Consider the following 17,780-nt stretch of genomic DNA (forward strand, 5'->3'; position numbering starts at 1 on the left):
CAGGAAGCGAAGGAGCAGGGCCTGGATCGCTGGGAACCCGACCTGATCCGTCCTTTATTGGAGCTGGCCCTGGTTCATGAAGATGGCGGTTCAAGAGCGCTCTGGGCGCAACAGTTGGCCGCAATGGATTTGCCTGCTTTCTGGCGTCTGGCCAGCCCACAGGCTAGTTGAGTCAAGTAACAGGCAGTACCTGACAGACATGCGCATATCCATGCCATGAATTTTCTAACGGCTGCTTTGAGTGGGCCCGGTAAACAGGAGTGAGATTTAATGGCTAGTGAAGGTTCGGTCGCGCCCAAAGAGCGCGTCAATATTGTTTACAGCTCCGACACCGGTGGTGCCCAAGAGCAGGTCGAATTGCCTCTGAAGCAACTGGTCATCGGCGACTTCACCTTGCGTGACGACGATACGCCGGTTGAAGACCTCAAGCCGATTCGCGTCGATAAAGACAACTTCACCGACGTGCTCAAGGGTCAGAACCTGAGCCTGCAACTGGCGGTGCCCAATCGTTTGTCGGAAAACGCGCCGGAGGACGAGCAGATCCCCGTATCGCTGACCTTCCAGTCCATCCGCGACTTTGAACCTGACGCCATCGTTGCCCAGGTTCCCGAGTTGCAGCAGCTGATTGCCCTGCGTGATTCGCTCAAAGCCTTGAAAGGCCCAATGGGCAACCTGCCGGAATTTCGCAAGCAACTTCAGGCCCTGATGAACGATGACGGTGCCCGCGAGCGCCTGCTCTCGGAACTCGGCGTAAAGGACAAGGAATAACCCATGAGTGAAGAAAAAAGCCAGGCCGCGAGCAGCACCGGCCAAACGGTCGAGTCCGTTTCCCTGCTGGATCAGTTGGTCGAGGCCACCCGTGTCAAGCCGGGCGATGAAGCCTACGCCGTCACCCGTCAGGGTCTTGAAGCCTTCGTCACCGAGCTGCTCGAACCTTCGCGGCAGAGCGAGAAAGTCAGCGCTGGCCTGATCGACGACATGATCGCGACACTGGACGCCAAACTTTGCCGTCAAGTGGACGCCATCATTCACAACGAGAAGTTTCAGAAGCTGGAGTCGTCCTGGCGTTCGCTGAAGTTCCTGGTCGACCGTACCGATTTTCGCGAGAACAACAAGCTGGAGATCCTCAGCGTCTCGAAGGAAAAGTTGCTCGAAGATTTCGAAGATGCGCCGGAAATCACCCGTTCGGGTCTGTACAAGGCGGTGTACACCGCTGAGTTCGGCCAGTTCGGTGGTCAGCCGTTTGGCTCCATCATCGGTAACTACGAATTCAACCCAGGTCCGCAGGACATGAAGTTGCTGCAATCGGTCGCCGCCATTTCAGCCATGTCCCACACGCCGTTCATTGCCTCGGCCGGCCCGCAGTTCTTCGGCATCGACAGCTTTGCCGACCTGCCCAATCTCAAGGATCTGCAAGCGGTCTTTGAAGGTCCGCAGTTCACTAAATGGAACGCCTTTCGCGAAAGCGACGACGCGCGCTTCGTTGGCCTGACCTTGCCGCACTTCCTGTTGCGCACCCCCTATGGCGAAGACACGATTCCAGCCAAGACCTTCTGTTACAACGAAAGCGTCAGTGGTGGTAACAAGGATTTCCTGTGGGGCAACGCCGCGTTCGCGTTCGCCAGCCGCCTGTCTGACAGCTTTGCCCAATACCGCTGGTGCGCCAACGTCATTGGCCCGCAGGGTGGCGGCACCGTCGGTGACTTGCCGATCTATAACTACGAAGCCATGGGTGAAACCCAGACCAAGATCCCGACCGAAGTGCTTATCTCCGAGCGCCGCGAGTTCGAGCTGGCCGAGCAGGGCTTCATTGCGCTGACCATGCGCAAGAACACCGATAACGCGGCGTTCTTCTCCGCCAACTCGTGCCAGAAGCCCAAATATTTCGGCAATGACAAAGAAGGCAAGGAAGCTGAGCTGAACTACAAGCTCGGCACCCAACTGCCGTACATCTTTGTGGTCAGCCGCCTGGCGCACTACATCAAGGTCATCCAGCGCGAAAACATCGGCACCTGGAAAGAGCGTGGCGACCTGGAATCGGAACTCAATACCTGGATTCGCCAGTACGTAGCCGACATGGACAACCCCGCGGCTGGCGTGCGCAGCCGTCGTCCGTTGCGTCAGGCGGAGATTACCGTCAGCGACGTTGATGGCGATCCAGGCTGGTACCGCGTCGGTTTGAAAGTTCGCCCGCACTTCAAGTACATGGGCGCTTCTTTCACGCTGTCGCTGGTGGGCAAGCTCGACAAGAGCTGATTTGGCAGCACGAACGAGCGATAGAAATGCCGCTCATTCAGGTGTTCACCCGAGGGGCATAGCCTCGGCGGTTCCATAACATGGATTCAACGCAGCGATACAGAGCCAGACGTTCTGGTTCTGATCGGTGCCTGAAAACTAACTGATTAACCCGGAGTACCCGTTATGCCAATGCCATGCTACTTGAGTATCGAAGGCCAGAACCAAGGCAAGATCGAAGGTTCAAGCAGTGTTACCGGCCACGTAGGGATGATCCTCGTACAAGCCGTTGAACACCTGATCGATATTCCCAAGAACCCGCAGACCGGCTTGCCCGCTGGCAAGCGTGTTCACCAGGGCATGACCCTGACCAAGGAAATCGACAAGGCTTCGCCAAAGTTGCTGCAAGCCTTGACCTCTGGCGAACAGCTTAAAACCGTTGTGCTTGAGTTCTATCGCATCTCGCCTAAAGGCACTGAAGAAAAGTACTACACCATCACTCTGAGCAACGCGGTGCTGGTTTCGGCCCGCACCTGGGTGCCCAACGTGTTGAGCCCTGAGTTCAAGCAAATGGGCCACATGGAAGACATCGGCATCACCTACGAAAAAATCGTCTGGACCTGGGTGCCGGACGGCATCGAAGCCGAAGATTCGTGGCTGGCGCCAAAAGCGTAAGCCAGGTTCAAGCAGTTCAACGCCGTCCTGGTTCAGGGCGGTGTTCTTTCAATCTCAGAAGGTACACGGCGTTGAGAGAAAAACGATTGCTGGAGCGCGTTATCGGTCTCCAGACTGACAGCGAGCGTTCAAGGCTTACTCAAGCACAAGTGCTGACGCTTTCAATCCGCGAGCATTTGCAGCGAATCCTCAATACCCGTCAGGGCAGCGTTCCGATTGATCCTGAGTTTGGCGTTCCCGATTTCACCAATCTGGCCGGCTCGTTCGCCACAGGCGAAACCAGTCAGATCATCAAAAACATGACGCGCATGATCGCGCACTACGAGCCGCGACTGAAATCACCCAGGATTCAGGTCGGCGAGGGTACCCAGGAGGTGCTGTCGTTGAGTTTTCGCCTGGATGGCCTGGTTGCCATTGACGATCAGGACATTCCTATTCACCTGGCGACGCGAGTTTCTTCTGACGGTCGAGTATCCCTGGGGATGCAATAACTTATGCTCAACAGTCATTACCAGAGTGAACTCAACAACCTGCGTCGGTTGGCCGACGAGTTCGCGCGCAGAAATCCGGCCCTGGCCCCTCTGCTCGGGGTGGACTCGGCAAGCGACCCGGATGTCGAGCGTCTGCTCGAAGGCGTCGCGTTCCTCACCGGCATGGTTCGCCAGCGGCTCGACGACGAGTTCCCTGAATTCATCCAGGAACTGGCGCAACTGCTTTACCCACACTACTTGCAACCCTTGCCCTGCATGACCTTGTTGCAATTCAAACCGGGCGTTGCCTTGCAGGATACGATGAACATCCCGGCGGGGTGTGAAGTCGCTTCGGTGCCCGTTGATGGCCAGCGTGTAGTGTTTCGCAGCACCTACCCGGTTGCGTTGGAGCCTTTGCAATTACTGGGCGCCCAATGGGAAGGTGGCGGCGGCAAAGAGCGCAGCATGCTTCTGGAGTTTGCGTTCACTGCCGCCAGGCCAGACGCCTGGGGCACTGACAGCCTGCGGTTCTATCTCGGTGACGGTCTGGCCGATGCCGGCAAGCTGCTTAGATTGCTACAACTCAACCTGCGCGAAATTCGCATCTCGGCACCCGGTCTGCCGCTGACAGTGCTGCCATCCAGGCATATGCGTGGCCTGGGTTTCGACTTGGCTCATCCGCTGTTGCCTTCCCCGGACAATGAGCATCCGGCCTATATATGCCTACAGGAATACTTTGCCTTGCCGGAAAAGTTCTTGTTCGTTGAACTCTCAGGCTTTAGGCAATGGCGCGACCGTGGCACTCAGGGACGCTTCAGCGTACGCCTGATGTTCGACGACCTGCCGGACTGGGCGCCGGTCCTGACCGGCAGCAGCTTTATGCTGGGCGTGACGCCGGTCATCAATCTGTTCCATCAGGACGCTCATCCGCTGCGCATCGATCACAAGCAGCCGGACTACCGTATCCAGCCTGTCGATCACACTCAGCGAGGCAACATGAGCATCCATTCGGTGCTCAAAGTAGTCAGTTACACCGCCACGAGTGGTGAACGCCCCTTGCAGCCGTTCAATACCTTTTCGCAAAGCGAAACCTTCACCCTGCGGATTCGTGCTTCAACAATTGATGCCCAGGGATACGAGCACTATCTGAGCCTTCCCTATAACAGTGGCAAGGCCCAGGAGGAGATGACGCTGTCCATCGGTCTGCTGTGTACCAATGGTCAGCTTCCGGAAAGCCTGCGCCTTGGCGATCTCAGTCATCCGACGGACAGTTCGCCGCCGCGTGCCACGTTCACCAATATTCGTAGTGTCACGCGCTCACAGCCGCCGAAATTCGATGACAAGTTGCTCTGGCGGATTTTTTCCCAGCTCAACGCCAACCATTTCCGACTGGCGGATCGCGACTACCTGTGCGGGCTGCTCTCGCTGTATCTGCCGGGTGATTCGGACGCTGCACAAAATGCGAATCGGCAGCGCATTGAATCCATCGAGCGCGTCACGGTTGTCCAGGAGCGCCGCTTCATTCGTGGTCTGCCCATTGAAGGCAGTGTCATCCTGGTGGATTGCCGTGGCGAGCATTTCCTCAGCCCCGGTAACGTCTATCTGTTTGGATGCGTACTTGACGAGTTCTTCGCTGGCTGTGCGGCTGCCAACAGCTTTACCGCCTTTACGCTGCACGACAGCACTAATCACGAGACCTTGAAATGGCCAGCGAAGATCGGTCACCAGCGCCTGCTTTAGCAGATCCGCTGCTCAGTGAAACTCGTGAGTACGCATTCTTTCAGGCATTGCGCCTGTTGCGTCTGCGCTTTGCCGATGAAAAGGCCTTCGCCGACAGCGTTCGCATCCGACCGCGGCTGGGCTTGGGTTTCCCTCAGAGCGATATTGAAAACATTGAGCTTGACGAGCAGGGGCACTACCGGATCGAGGCGAACTTTTTCGGCTTGTACGGAGTTACGTCGCCGCTCCCGACTTTTTACACCGAAGACCTGATAGATGAGCAGCAGCAAGGACATTCCGCTGGCCGTGACTTTATCGACATCTTGCACGCCTCGCTCTACCCGCTGCTATTCAGGGCATGGGAGAAATATCGAATCTGTATCAGCATCAACGAGCGGGGCGAGCTCAATAGCCTACGTCATTTGCAGGCACTGATCGGGGTCGCTGATGCGAGCCCCGCGTTGCGCGATGACAGTCTCGAACTGCTCAGATTCGCCGGTTTGTTCAACCAGTACCCGCGTTCGGCTCTGGGCTTGCAGCAGTTGGTTCGGGCAGCGCTCGATGGCGAGCCGGTCGACGTAGTGCCCTGCGTCGAGACCCGGTTGCGCATTGATCGTCCCGCACGCACTTACCTGGGAATGCAATGCGGAGTGCTCGGGGAAAACAGCCTGCTCGGTAGGGAAATACTGGACCGCAGCGGCACACTGGACATTCGAGTAGGACCGGTCAGCGCAGCCCGTTTCAATCAGTTGTTACCGGGGCAGACGCTGTATACCCGCCTTGAAAAATTGGCCCATCTCTACATGCAGACACCGCTGCGCTTGCGCTTGGTTGTGGGCCTGGATCGGCAAGAACAACACTGCGCGACTTTGGGCAACGGCTGGCAAAGCCTGGGGCTGGATACCTGGCTTGGCGACCGGACTGTGCAAGACGACGTTGTATTTATGTTAACCGCTGGAAACGACTCGATGCCTGAAGTGAGGACGCTGCAATGATCCAAGTAGAACTCAAACCGCTGTTCGCACGGCTCAATGTCTACAGCACCAAGGCCCTGGAGAACGCGGCGGGCCTGACCCTGGCGCGCACTCACTATGAGATTTCCGTGGAGCACCTGCTGCGTCAGTTGCTGGAAGATCCGAATGCCGATGTGACGCGCATCCTCACGCGCTTCGAGATCGATCCCCTGCGCCTGCGTGCGCTGCTCGATGACGGCCTGGCGCAACTGAAGAACGGCAATCCGGGGCGGCCAGTGTTCGCCAGCTTGCTCACCGAGTGGATTCAGGACGCCTGGCTGGTTGCCTCGCTGGTGGTCGGCACCGGGCGGATTCGCGGTGGCTCGCTACTGCTGGCGCTGGTTTCCCGCCTGGGTTACTACACGGCGGGCACCCGTTACGGCGAAATGCTCAAGCCCATTTCCATCGATGCCCTGACCGCTGAGTTCGCTCAGCTGCTGGCCGGTTCCAGCGAAGGTCCGCTGGACAGCTTGCAAGCCGGCGCGGCGTCTTCCTCGGTGGCCAGTGCTGGTGGTATCGCGCCCGCCGCCGAAGACAACATCGCGCGCTTTTGCGAAGACCTTACCGCCAAGGCAGCGGCGGGGCGCATTGATCCGATTTTCGGTCGCGACGATGAAATCCGCCAGATGATCGACATCCTCGCCCGGCGCCGCAAAAACAACCCGATTGCCGTGGGCGAGCCGGGTGTGGGCAAGTCCGCCGTGGTGGAGGGGCTGGCGTTGTTGATCAGCCAGAATGAAGTGCCGGACTTCCTGAAAAACACCCGTCTGCTGAGCCTTGATCTGGGTGCGCTGGAGGCGGGCGCCAGCGTCAAGGGCGAGTTTGAAAACCGCCTGCGTGGCGTTATCGAAGAGATCAAGGCTTCTACTACGCCGGTGATCCTGTTTATTGACGAAGCCCATATGTTGATCGGCGCTGGCGGCGCGGCGGGTGGTTCCGATGCGGCCAACCTGCTCAAACCGGCATTGGCCCGTGGCGAACTGCGCACCATCGCGGCGACCACCTGGTCGGAATACAAAAAGTACTTCGAAAAAGACCCGGCCCTGGCGCGCCGTTTTCAACTGGTCAAACTGGACGAGCCAAGCGTCAAGACGGCCGTGCTGATCTTGCGCGGCCTCAAGGGCCATTACGAAAAAGTCCACGGCGTCAGCGTGCGTGATGACGCCATCGTCGCCGCTGCCGAGCTGTCTGATCGCTATATCACCGGGCGCCTGCTGCCGGACAAAGCCGTGGACTTGCTCGACACCGCCAGCGCCCGGGTAAGGATCGGCCTAGGCATCAAGCCTGCCGAACTGGAGCGCATGGAGCGTCAGTTGTCCGGTCTGGCCCGTGAGCTGAGCGCCCTTGAGCGTGACCGCGCCAACGGTTTCCCGGTAGAGGACCAGCGTCTGGCAGACATCGCCGATGAGCAGGCTGACATCGAAGACCAGCGTGTTGCCTTGGAAACCCGCTGGCTGGCCGAGCGTGATGCGGCGGTTCGCGTCCTCGACGCTCGCAAGCAACTGGCCTTGAAAGAAGAGGATTTGCCAACACCAGCCGAGGGCGAAGTGGCTCAGGTACTGGCACCTCTGGATGAGCGTCAGGCGGAGCTGGAGCAGGCCCGCGAAGCCTTGGCGGCGCTGCAAGGCGACGAGCCATTGCTGTTTACCGAAGTCAACCCGGATGCCATCGCCAAGGTCGTCTCCGACTGGACCGGCGTGCCATTGGGCAAAGTGCTGCGTGACGCGGCGGGTGGCGTGCTGGCCCTGGCCGCCAACATCAAGACGCGCATTCGCGGCCAGGACACTGCCGTGGAGCAGATCGCGGAAATTCTCAAGGCTGCGCAATCCGGCCTGCGCGATCCGCAGCAACCGTTGGGCGTGTTCCTGCTGGTCGGTCCGTCCGGCGTCGGCAAAACCGAAACGGCGCTGGCGGTGGCCGAGCATTTGTTCGGCGGCGAGCAGGCGATGATCTCGGTAAACATGAGTGAGTATCAGGAGAAGCACGCCGTCAGCCGACTGGTGGGCTCGCCTGCCGGTTATGTCGGCTTCGGTGAAGGCGGCATGTTGACCGAGGCGGTGCGCAAGCGTCCGTATTCGGTGGTGTTGCTCGATGAAGTGGAGAAAGCCCACCTGGACGTGGTGAACATTTTTTATCAGGTCTTCGACAAGGGCAGCCTGTCCGACGGCGAAGGGCGGCAGATCGACTTTTCCAACACCGTGGTGCTGCTGACCAGCAACCTGGCCACCGAAGAAATTCAGAACCTGTGCATCGATGGGCGTCCCGATCCGGACACCCTGGCGGAAAAAATCCGCCCGACCTTGTCCCGCCATTTCAAACCCGCGCTGTTGGCGCGCATGACCATCGTGCCGTTCTTCACGTTGGGCAGCGAGCAACTGGCAGGCATCGTGCGCCTCAAGCTGGGTCGGCTCAGCGAGCGTCTATTAGCCTCGTCGAAAGTGCGCCTGACCTTCGCCGAAGAAGTCGCCGACGCCATCGCCGCACGCTGCACGGAAGTGGAGAGCGGGGCGCGCAACATCGACTTCATCCTGCGCAAAAGCCTGACGCCGCGTTTGTCCGACGTGTTGCTGGCGGCGATTGCCGATCAGCGTCCGCTGGCTGGTTTGCATGTGGCGGTGGATGCGACGGGGGAATGGCTGATCAGCAGTGTCGCGCTGGATGAGCGTAACGATGCAGCTTAACGATGAGCGCGTCAGCTCGCTGTCGGTCGCCCGATATCGCGACGCCAATGGTCCCTGCATGGTCGTCACCGTAGGGGTGCTTTACGGTGCCGATCAGGTCATCGTCCCTGCGGGAGAAACACAAGCCTGGCTGGCTGAGCGCTTCGGCAAGCAACCGTTTGACCATGGCATGAAAAAAAGCCGTGGGACCTTCGCTGTCCAGGGCAGCGCCTATGCATTGAACGCGATACAGCAACAAGGCATGGCAGTGCGCGTACGGATGAGCCAGTTGGAAAAGGTCCTGCATATCCATCCACCGCGTCAGTGGCAAAAGGGCTTGCTCGGTTGGAATCCACTGCCGTGTGGCGTGCTGTCTGTCATGCCACTTGAGCTGGGTCTGGCCTATGGCGGGGCGGGTAGCGAAGACAACCCGCAAGGCATCGGCTACGCGGTCAACGCCGATCAGGCCCAAGGGCTGGCCTTGCCGCAGATCGAGAGTCCGCTGACGCCATTGCGTGCCCCCGGTGAGCAGGTGCCGGTCGCGAGCTTGACGCCGTTGCTGCCTCAATCCAGTGATCGGCGAAACTTCCTCGGGACCTGTGATGACGCTTGGCTGAAACGACGCGCTCCCTTTGCGCCACTGGACACCGACCCACGCTGGTTTGACGAGGTTCCCCAAGACCAGTGCCATGTTGGCTTCTGGTCAGGTAATGAAACATGGGCCGCAGCGGGTATGCACCCTGAGCAGGCTGAAGTTACGGGAAGCTTGCCTGGATTTCGCCCGCGTCTGTTTGTTGCGCGCCAGGCGCTGGGGACCGCCACCGAAGCTCGGCAAGGTCCGGTGGTTGAAGAGACGTCGCTGGATTTGGATACAGTCTGGCTGTTCCCGGATGCGGAGCGTGTCCTGCTGCTGTATCGGGCGCAAGTCGCTGTTCTGGATATCGACGGCGATGACCTGGCCGGGTTGGCGGCGGTGTGCGAGCGCATCGGTGAACCCGGTAAATCAAGGGAACAGTGGGAGGCAGAGCTTTGGTCGAAAACCAGTCAGGGGGCTGTCAACGCAGAGCAGGAATCGATACCTCCAATAGACGACCTATCGGCACTGGATCCTGACTTTCAGGCCGCCTTGGCGTCCTTCCTGGCTGCCCCAGCAGCATTATTCGCGCAGATCGATGCTGAGCACGCCAGCTTATCCGCAGAGTTGGACACCCTAATAGCTAATGCTACAAAGACGATGAGCCCCGCCGAGCTGAGCAACCTTCAGGCTGACCTGGCCGCGCTGATTGAGCCGATGAAGAAGGCGCTCGATTCCGATTACGCCAGCCTGTCAGCCGAACAAAGCAAGTTGCCTTCCCTTGAGCCACTGAGTGCTGCCGCACCCATTGACGGCCATGCTGTCTTGGGTGAGATCGAAACCAGTACCGCGCGCTTGCAGGCTGCTCTTGAACAAGAGTTGGAGCAGCTTACGCAACAACTCGAAGCCCTTCCGCGAGAGAGGGTTGAGCAAGCCAAAGCGCAAATGGAGGCTGATCTGTCGCCTCGTTCGCAAGCATTCGATGAACCCTTGTCAGCCGCTCGTGCTACAGCCATACAGGCCGAGATAGAAGGGGCCAACGCTAACATTGCGGAGCAGATTGCGCGTTTGGAAGCCGAAGCCGCAGCGCTGGAAAAATACCTTGCCAGTGTCGACCCCGCCATTTTTGAAACCGTGCCGCCAACACCCAAGCCAGACTGGACGCGGGAGTTGTTGCAGGCTGCCCATGATGAACACCGGGTGCTGGATGGCGAGCGCTTGGTCGAGTTGAACCTCGACGGTATCGATTTGCGCTCGGCGACCTTGAAAAATTGTGTGTTCGAGACCTGTAGCTTCAAAGGCTCACATTTTAACGCCGCGAATTTGAGCGGTACGCAGTTCATGGGGTGCGACCTGAGCAATGCTCACCTTGAACAGGCCAATTTAGCCGGCACGTTCTTCGAGCGCTGCGACTTACGGCAAATCAAGGCCCGGCAAGCCAACTTCGACAAAACCTACGTTGCTGACACTGACTTTTCCGCGGCTGACCTCAGTGGCAGCGAATGTACGCAGGGGTATTTTGTCGGATGCTGCTTTTTGGGCGTCCAGTTAGTTGCGGTGAACTGGCCGGGTGTGCGCTGGCAGCACTGCGACTTGAGCGGCTGCACATTATCGGCCAGCCATTTGCGAGATACAGAGCTGCAAGCGTGCCTGCTCGATAGCGTGGATTTGCGCGGAGCCGATTTGCAGAATGCCGATTGGTCTGACGCCAAGGGCCGCGAGGTCGACTTGAGCAACGCTCGCTTGCAGCAATGGCGCCTGGACCAGGCTTGCCAACTGCCGGGCGTTCGTCTGGATGGCGCCGACTTGACGGGGGCCAGTCTGCAACAGGCGCAACTGCGGCATGCGAGCCTGCGTGGCGCTTGTCTGAGCGGCGCCCTGGTTTCGCGGTGCGACCTTAGTGACAGCGACGGCTACCACGTAAATGCCAGCGGTGCAGATTTCACGGCCAGTGACCTGAGCCGAATCAAGTGGATCGGCGCCAACCTGTTTGAGGCGCGCCTTCGTAAAGTCAAGCTGGACGCTGCGGATCTGAGTGGTAGCAATCTGCACGGGATCAACAGCGAAGGCGCCAAGGGCGTTAGCGTTCGAACTAACGGCGCTTTGATGACACGTTGCCGATTAGTTGAGGACCTGGAACATGCTTAAACATCCGGCTTCGTTTTCAAGTACTAAATACAAGCAAGGATTCTCTCATGCCCACGACTGACCATGCTCTGTGCAGCTTCAGCAGCACTGCGCTACCTACTGATAGTGGGCACCCCACGTTGCTCGTCGTTGACTGGCGCGGTGAAGAGGGTTTGTCGAAACCTTATCGCTTTGAAGTGCGACTGGCGTGTGACGCCAGCATAGATAATTATAAAACTCTACTGGGCAAGCGTGCGACATTAATGTTGAGTGACGACGTTGATGCAGCGGTCAGTAAGTATCATGGCGTCGTCACCGAAGTCGAGCAGTTGGACAGTGATAAAAATTATTATTACTACCAAGTCGTTCTCGAGCCCAAGCTGGTGTTGCTCCGGCAGTTTCATTTTTCCGATATCTGGCTCGATCAAACACTGCAAGCGCTGGTTGCTGATGTGCTCGGAAATTTGAACTTCAAACAAGCGAGCTCGCGCAGTTCGGTCGGCGCTGATGATGATTATCTGATGAGCTTGACCGAGAGTGTCACTACGCAGGAAGTGCCCTTTATATGTCAGTTTGAAGAATCAAGTTTTGATTTTCTGTCTCGTCGTCTCGAACAGGCCGGTGTGTATTACTACTTTGAGCAACATGAGCAGCAGGAGCTGCTGGTCTTGTGTAATAACAAAGATAATCAGTCGCATGGTGAGCCGATAACCGTATCGTACTGCCCTGCGTCGACCACTAGGAACTCCATCACCACGGCGGTGTTGCGAACATTCAAAAAGCGCGTTACCCAGCCGGTAAAGCGTGTCGCGCTACAGGACTTTACTGCCAATATCGTCAACGGCATGGCAACGCTTCCCGGTGACTCCGTGGCCGGAAGTCCCTCGGGTTCAAATTATATTGCTTACGGTGAGCATTACACCAAAGCCGTGGACGGGGATGAACTCGCAACATTAAGGGCCCAGGCACTCAGTTGCAGGGAGGAGGAGCTGCATGGCAGCGGGCGCATGACCAGCCTCAGGGCAGGAGGGCAACTAACATTTACCTCGATGGCCGCCAGTGGCGACCAACGTCAAGACCTTGCGCGCAGTGCATCTGCCGGTGTTTCGGCGGTCACTTATTACCTGATCGAGGTCAAGCACAGTGGCAGCCAGCCATTGCCAAAGGGTGACGATCAAAACACGGGTAACGGAGACATTAAAACAGGGTTTATTGCACTTCCATTGGGCGTGCAGTACAGGCCACTTTGCAGTACGCCACGACCCTACATGGGCGCACCGCTGAGCGCATTTATTGATGCAGCAGATGAGGCTGCGGAAACTGCCGCTGATGAAAAAATTGCAGATGGGTGGAACAGTTATACGTCGAACACCGGCGTGCTTGAGACTGCGCGAGATAAATACCACCTCGCTGAAATCGACTTCAGCGTCAAGACTGACACGGCTGGAACTGCGAAAGTTACTCTGGATACGGCGCAGACAGCCTTGCAGCATTTTATCCCCGACAATGAGGCCCTTGCGAACGCGAATCAAGCCTTAGCGGTTGCAAGCAGGGCTAACACTGATGCTATCGAGAATCTGCGTACTGCCGGTGTTGAACTGTCCGCAGCAAAAGCTACCTTCGATACGGCCAACAAAGCGGTGATGGATGGCACGGCTGCGATATCGGCCAACCTCAAGGCCGTGTCGACTCCTTATCTCGATGGGAATGGTCGCTACAAACTACGATTTCCATTCATCCGTAAGGATAAAGCCGGGACCCGATGCTCTGCCTTTGTTCGCATGGCAACCCTGTCGAGCGGGCTTGAGCATGGTATGAACTTTCCATTGCTGCCCGGTGCTGAAGTGCTGGTGGCGTTTCTCGGTGGCGATCCTGACCGCCCGATTATCATTGGCAGCGTTCCCAATGAAGTGAATATCAATAAGGTTGTCGACGCGAATAAAACCCAGAGCGGTTTTTCGACACCAGGGGGGCATTTTTTTGCGGTGGATGACAGCGCCCCTGTTGACCCCACCGATGCTGCAAAGGTGGACAACACCAGCGACTCGACGGGGACACCCGAGACTCGCTTGTTGAAAATCGGCACGCCAGCCGGTCAGGCATCTTTGACATTGGGCAATGGTGAGGTCAATGGCGCTTACCTGCGCACCGCTGACCATTTACAGTTTTCATCAAGCTCCCTTAAACAGTATGTTCCCAATATTTATGGGCTCAGTGTCGGTGCGGACACTCATTCGGGGTCTGCAACCAAGCATTTTTATGAACGGGATGCCGCTGAGTTTAATGATCTTTTAACGTCTGCGGATAATCAGGGCGAGGTTAACAGACCCGGTTTTGTCGAAGGTCGCGGTAAAGCGGCAGAGGATAATTTGACTTCGCAATGGGGAGGCATTCCCTGGGCTGTGCCATGTGTAAATAACGCCAATGGAGTAATGACAGCTCGTCCTGACAGAAAGGATGTCAAGGGCACATTGAACGAGAACCTCAGCTTTCTTTCGGCCGTGGCCAGCGTCGGGGCAAGTGTCAAAGCAAGTATTTTTAAGGGCCTACACAGCCTGAAGGTATTTAATAATCTTCTGTTCAGCGATAGCGAAGACGCCGCGGCCAGTGTTAAACAGACATTTTCTATTCAGGTCAATAATGCGTCCGTTCAAACAAGCGCACATTACGGGGATCGCAAAGAAGAACTGAATGACTTCACCTCTACCCTCGCCTATAACTACAGAGGTGAAAAAGCCGAAGTGAATATAGGGACGGGTACGTACACCTACGATACTTACCGGAAAGAAGAGTCAACAGCGCATTTCGTCAAGACTACCAGCCATTCGATAACGGCGGTGGTGCAGTCTGTCGATGCCACCCGGGTCGGTATTACCACCGAATGCTATAGCCTGAATGGTCTTTTGGTGACGGAAATAAAAGGGAATAACCATAAAATAATAATGAGTGACAAGGGCGTCATGATCGAGTCCGTCGGCATGCCCATTTTGCTAAAAGGGGATGTGGCCGTCAGCGGAAGTCTTTTGGTAAAAAATGATCTTCTTGTTGAAGGGCGAGCCGATATCCAGCAAGCATTGAGCAGTGAAAAGTTTCATACGGGTGGTATTGCATGCTCGCAAATCAAGTCGATAACAGGGAAATTAGCTGACTCCAATGTCCCTGGCGTGCAAAGCGTGTATGCACAGGGTGTTGCAAATTTCAATAATCCGGAAAAAACCAACTTTAATGACAGCCGAGGTTTTACTAGCAAAGCTTTACATTGGGCTGTGTGGGGCGCTAATAAAGCAATGCAAGCAGAGGGTATTGTGTTAAATACCAAAGCAGCCAGTCTCGGCAGTACCACCAAGCCGCCGGAGGTTGATGCAACATATGTTTATAGGGCTCAAGCGACTGTGCAGTCTCTCAGTCATAAAGTTGCAATGGCCCGGGCCTTGGTTGCGTTTGTTCAAAAAAAGCTTGGTAGCGATGTCCCAACAAGCAAGTTAACCGACGGCGTTGTTAAATGGATGGACTAATCAATATGAACACTGCGTGTTCGGTGAATCAAAGAACGCCCTGTATGACGGGTGGGGATGCGTCGCGACTAACTGCCTCTCCAGGGTTTTTATCATGATCATGGCCGTCAACGAATCAAGTGCTCAGGTCGTCAGTGCCGACACGCTGCGTCTGCGCCTCAGTGAACCTGGTCCGTTGCGTGATTTGACACTGGCCGGCGGCGACTACCGGGGTCTGGATTTTTCCCAGGCTCGCTTTGAGCGAGTGGACGCCAGGGGAGCCCGCTTCGGTGGGGCGAACCTGAGCGACAGCCTTTGGCGCGATTGCCAGATGAGTGATGCTGACTTTAGCGGCTGTCGGATCAATACCATGACGTTGATCGATTGCACGCTCGACCGGGCGAAGTTTGTTGGCAGCGAGCTGATCGGCGGGCGTTGGTTGCGCGGTGGCGGTTCAGCCCTGGATTTCAGTCAGGCTCGATTGCAAGGCGTTGCGTTCATCAGTGGTTTATTCGATGGCATGGTGTTGACCGCAGGCACCGTCCAGCGATGTCAGTGGGATGACGCCACCTTCCAAGGCCTCGATGCACAAAGCGTGGGCTGCAAGCAGGTGCGGATGACCCATTGTCGTTTTGACAGTGCACGGTTCGCTCTGGCCAATCTGCAAGAGTGCGCCTTTGACGAGTCGACATTCCAGGACGCGGACTTCAGCGCGTGCTGTTCCGATTCAACATCCTTCTATCGGTGCAAGGCCGAACGGATCAGGTTTGCCGGGGCGCAGCTGCGTCAAGCGATTTTCAGTCACGCTGTTTTCCGCGATGCAGACTTCTCCGGCGCCGTTCTTGAAAAGGCCAACTTCAACGACGCGGACGTGACTCGCAGCGTTTTCGCCGGTGCACAGCTGCGTTACGCCCAATGCCAGGGTTTGCAGGCCGCTCAGGCCTCCTTTGTTGGTGCCAACCTTTCGGACGCGAATTTTCATGGGGCTGAACTTGAAGGCTGCGACTGGCGCGATGCCAACCGCCAATCCATTCGTCCCGAAGACAGCGAGCGCCTCGCGGCGCAACGCTGGCAACCCACTTTATAGGTGCTCCTGCATGCATGAAGCTCTGCAATTTCTCGATCAGCCCGCCACTGTGCGCCATGCGCGTATCAACGCCGTCGATGGCGAGCGCTTTGGTGTGGTCAGTGCCGAAGGTCATCGTTACTGGCTCAAGCCCGCCTTGGGTTGTTTGTTGCAGCCGGCAGTGGGCGATGGTGTGTTGATTTCCCTGTCTGGCGATCAGGGTTACATCCTCACGGTTCTCGAACGAAGCCAGACGCTTGCCAGTGAACTGCGTGTGCCGGGTGATTTGCGCCTGAACATAGGCGCCGGCTCGCTGAATATTCAGGCTCGCGATGGGCTCGTACTGGATGCCGGGAGCGCCCTCACAGTCGAAGCTGAAAACAGCGCCCTGACGATTGGTAACGCTGAGCTAGACATCAGGTTGCTGAACATCACTGGCGGGCGCGCCGATAGTCATTGGCAGGAGCTTAACGAACACGCCGAACGCCTCAGCCAACAGGCAACCCGGCACGACGCGCAGTACGGTGACAGCCGACGTCGGGTGCAAGGCCATGAAGACGCCCATGCAGGTTCGTTGCGCCAGCGTGTCGACGGTGACTGGAGTGTGCGGGGCGAAACCCTAGACCTGTTCGCCGATGTGGCTGTTGCCATTGATGCTCAACGCATCAAGCTGGGTTAAGGAGAACACGATGTTCATGCTCAATAACGGTGGTGCCAAGGCGACCTCCTCGCAACCTGATCTTTGCAATACGCCCACCCCCGCAGGGCCGGTGCCCATGCCGTATCCCAATACCGTGGACACCCGCATGGCGGACCCTGGCGGGCTGGTGAATGAAGTGCTGGTGGCGGATATGCCAGCGATGAACCAGATGAGCAAGGTTCTGCAGAGCGACGGTGATGAGGCGGGCGCCCAAGGCGGTGTTGTCAGCGGTGTGGTCATGGGGGAAATGGCCTTCAGCAACGGCAGTACCAAAGTCATGGTTGGAGGCAAACCCGCCGTGATGGTCAGCAGCCAGACGCTACAGAACGGCACGCCTAACAACACCATTGGTGTCTTCAACCTTGGCAGCCAAGAGACAGTCGAGGTGATGGAGTGAGCCTTCGCCATGGTTGTATAGGGATACTTTTGGCGCTGCTCACCGCCTGCAGCTCCCAGGAACTCACCCCTGAGCAAAAGGCCCTTACCGAACTCAAGTGGAACTACACCGAGAACGCCATCGAGCTGAGCTTTACCGCCGATAAAGACCTCAATCAATACGACGGTCAGGCGCATAACCTGTTGGTGGTGGTCACGCAGTTCGATCAGATCAGCGCGTTTTCGGCTTACACCGGCAGCTCCCAGCAATTGAGCAGTCTGTTGCTGATGAACAGCGCGCCGACTGGGATGATCGGTCTGACCCGGCTGTTCATCGAGCCGGGGCAGACCCGGCAACTAAGCCTGCCAAGGCTTGAGGGCGCGAAGATGGTCGGGATCGCTGCGGGCTACGCCCATCTGGACCCGGCGCGTAGCGCCAAGCTGTATCAGATCGGCGTCGACGTTACTTCCACTGGATGGTTCAGCAAAACCTGGACCGCTGCGCCGCAGCCCATCGCCATCGATTTGCTGTTAGGGCCCGATGCGCTGCTGCGCGGCAAGGAAAGTCGTCTTGCGCTGCCCAAGCCGGTACAGCCCCGAGAGGGCGAGGTGCGCCTGCCGGGCGCCCAGGACTGACCTTTTTATCTTGAGCTTTGCTGCCACCCCTTTTTT

13 protein-coding genes are annotated in these 17,780 nt (G+C 57.4%); all 13 read left to right on the forward strand.

The window, feature by feature from the left end; translation table 11 throughout:
• The first annotated feature begins 270 nt into the window (after positions 1–270).
• Entirely contained in the window at positions 271–768 is a 498-nt protein-coding gene (gene tssB, locus VGC62_RS24395; RefSeq protein WP_331189643.1) for a type VI secretion system contractile sheath small subunit, read from the forward strand.
• A 3-nt stretch (positions 769–771) separates the two neighbouring features.
• The gene (gene tssC, locus VGC62_RS24400) at positions 772–2,256 is read left to right on the forward strand and encodes a type VI secretion system contractile sheath large subunit (protein WP_331189644.1); all 1,485 of its coding nucleotides are present in this window, start codon (positions 772–774) and stop codon (positions 2,254–2,256) included.
• 165 nt (positions 2,257–2,421) lie between these two features.
• Positions 2,422–2,910: an Hcp family type VI secretion system effector gene (locus VGC62_RS24405; RefSeq protein ID WP_219060054.1), complete on the forward strand. Its 489-nt coding sequence runs from the start codon at positions 2,422–2,424 to the stop codon at positions 2,908–2,910.
• A gap of 71 nt (positions 2,911–2,981) precedes the next feature.
• Positions 2,982–3,401: a type VI secretion system baseplate subunit TssE gene (tssE, locus tag VGC62_RS24410; RefSeq protein WP_331189645.1), complete on the forward strand. Its 420-nt coding sequence runs from the start codon at positions 2,982–2,984 to the stop codon at positions 3,399–3,401.
• Between the two features lie 3 nt (positions 3,402–3,404).
• A complete protein-coding gene (tssF, locus tag VGC62_RS24415) occupies positions 3,405–5,120 on the forward strand; it encodes a type VI secretion system baseplate subunit TssF (protein WP_331189646.1) in 1,716 nt (571 codons plus the stop codon).
• The gene (gene tssG, locus VGC62_RS24420) at positions 5,084–6,094 is read left to right on the forward strand and encodes a type VI secretion system baseplate subunit TssG (protein ID WP_331189647.1); all 1,011 of its coding nucleotides are present in this window, start codon (positions 5,084–5,086) and stop codon (positions 6,092–6,094) included. The genes tssF and tssG overlap by 37 nt, the downstream gene beginning before the upstream one ends.
• Positions 6,091–8,793, forward strand: coding sequence for a type VI secretion system ATPase TssH (gene tssH, locus VGC62_RS24425; RefSeq protein ID WP_331189648.1), 2,703 nt, complete (start codon positions 6,091–6,093; stop codon positions 8,791–8,793). The genes tssG and tssH overlap by 4 nt, the downstream gene beginning before the upstream one ends.
• Positions 8,783–11,494 (forward strand): DUF2169 domain-containing protein, encoded by a 2,712-nt coding sequence (locus VGC62_RS24430; protein WP_331189649.1) that lies wholly within the window; start codon positions 8,783–8,785, stop codon positions 11,492–11,494. Before tssH ends, VGC62_RS24430 begins: the two co-directional genes overlap by 11 nt.
• Before the next feature lie 47 nt (positions 11,495–11,541).
• The gene (locus tag VGC62_RS24435; protein ID WP_331189650.1) at positions 11,542–14,988 is read left to right on the forward strand and encodes a type VI secretion system tip protein VgrG; all 3,447 of its coding nucleotides are present in this window, start codon (positions 11,542–11,544) and stop codon (positions 14,986–14,988) included.
• A 94-nt stretch (positions 14,989–15,082) separates the two neighbouring features.
• Positions 15,083–16,054 carry a pentapeptide repeat-containing protein gene (locus VGC62_RS24440; protein ID WP_331189651.1) on the forward strand — a complete coding sequence of 324 codons (972 nt, stop codon included), beginning with the start codon at positions 15,083–15,085 and terminating at the stop codon, positions 16,052–16,054.
• A 10-nt stretch (positions 16,055–16,064) separates the two neighbouring features.
• Positions 16,065–16,712, forward strand: coding sequence for a DUF3540 domain-containing protein (locus VGC62_RS24445; protein ID WP_331189652.1), 648 nt, complete (start codon positions 16,065–16,067; stop codon positions 16,710–16,712).
• 10 nt (positions 16,713–16,722) lie between these two features.
• A complete protein-coding gene (locus VGC62_RS24450) occupies positions 16,723–17,130 on the forward strand; it encodes a PAAR-like domain-containing protein (RefSeq protein ID WP_331189653.1) in 408 nt (135 codons plus the stop codon).
• 29 nt (positions 17,131–17,159) lie between these two features.
• On the forward strand, positions 17,160–17,744 hold the full coding sequence (locus VGC62_RS24455; RefSeq protein WP_331189654.1) for a type VI secretion lipoprotein TssJ: 585 nt from the start codon (positions 17,160–17,162) through the stop codon (positions 17,742–17,744).
• Positions 17,745–17,780 lie beyond the last annotated feature (36 nt).

Origin of the sequence: Pseudomonas sp. (assembly GCF_036404235.1) — a bacterium.
Classification (GTDB): Bacteria; Pseudomonadota; Gammaproteobacteria; order Pseudomonadales; family Pseudomonadaceae; genus Aquipseudomonas.

What these genes read in the sequence shown, in the direction of transcription:
- tssF (WP_331189646.1), top strand. Translation starts at nt 3,405, where the DNA reads ATGCTCAACAGTCATTACCAGAGTGAACTCAACAACCTGCGTCGGTTG.
- VGC62_RS24445 (WP_331189652.1), top strand. Translation starts at nt 16,065, where the DNA reads ATGCATGAAGCTCTGCAATTTCTCGATCAGCCCGCCACTGTGCGCCAT.
- VGC62_RS24435 (WP_331189650.1), top strand. Translation starts at nt 11,542, where the DNA reads ATGCCCACGACTGACCATGCTCTGTGCAGCTTCAGCAGCACTGCGCTA.
- tssG (WP_331189647.1), top strand. Translation starts at nt 5,084, where the DNA reads ATGGCCAGCGAAGATCGGTCACCAGCGCCTGCTTTAGCAGATCCGCTG.
- VGC62_RS24450 (WP_331189653.1), top strand. Translation starts at nt 16,723, where the DNA reads ATGTTCATGCTCAATAACGGTGGTGCCAAGGCGACCTCCTCGCAACCT.
- VGC62_RS24440 (WP_331189651.1), top strand. Translation starts at nt 15,083, where the DNA reads ATGATCATGGCCGTCAACGAATCAAGTGCTCAGGTCGTCAGTGCCGAC.
- VGC62_RS24405 (WP_219060054.1), top strand. Translation starts at nt 2,422, where the DNA reads ATGCCAATGCCATGCTACTTGAGTATCGAAGGCCAGAACCAAGGCAAG.
- VGC62_RS24430 (WP_331189649.1), top strand. Translation starts at nt 8,783, where the DNA reads ATGCAGCTTAACGATGAGCGCGTCAGCTCGCTGTCGGTCGCCCGATAT.
- tssC (WP_331189644.1), top strand. Translation starts at nt 772, where the DNA reads ATGAGTGAAGAAAAAAGCCAGGCCGCGAGCAGCACCGGCCAAACGGTC.
- tssB (WP_331189643.1), top strand. Translation starts at nt 271, where the DNA reads ATGGCTAGTGAAGGTTCGGTCGCGCCCAAAGAGCGCGTCAATATTGTT.
- tssH (WP_331189648.1), top strand. Translation starts at nt 6,091, where the DNA reads ATGATCCAAGTAGAACTCAAACCGCTGTTCGCACGGCTCAATGTCTAC.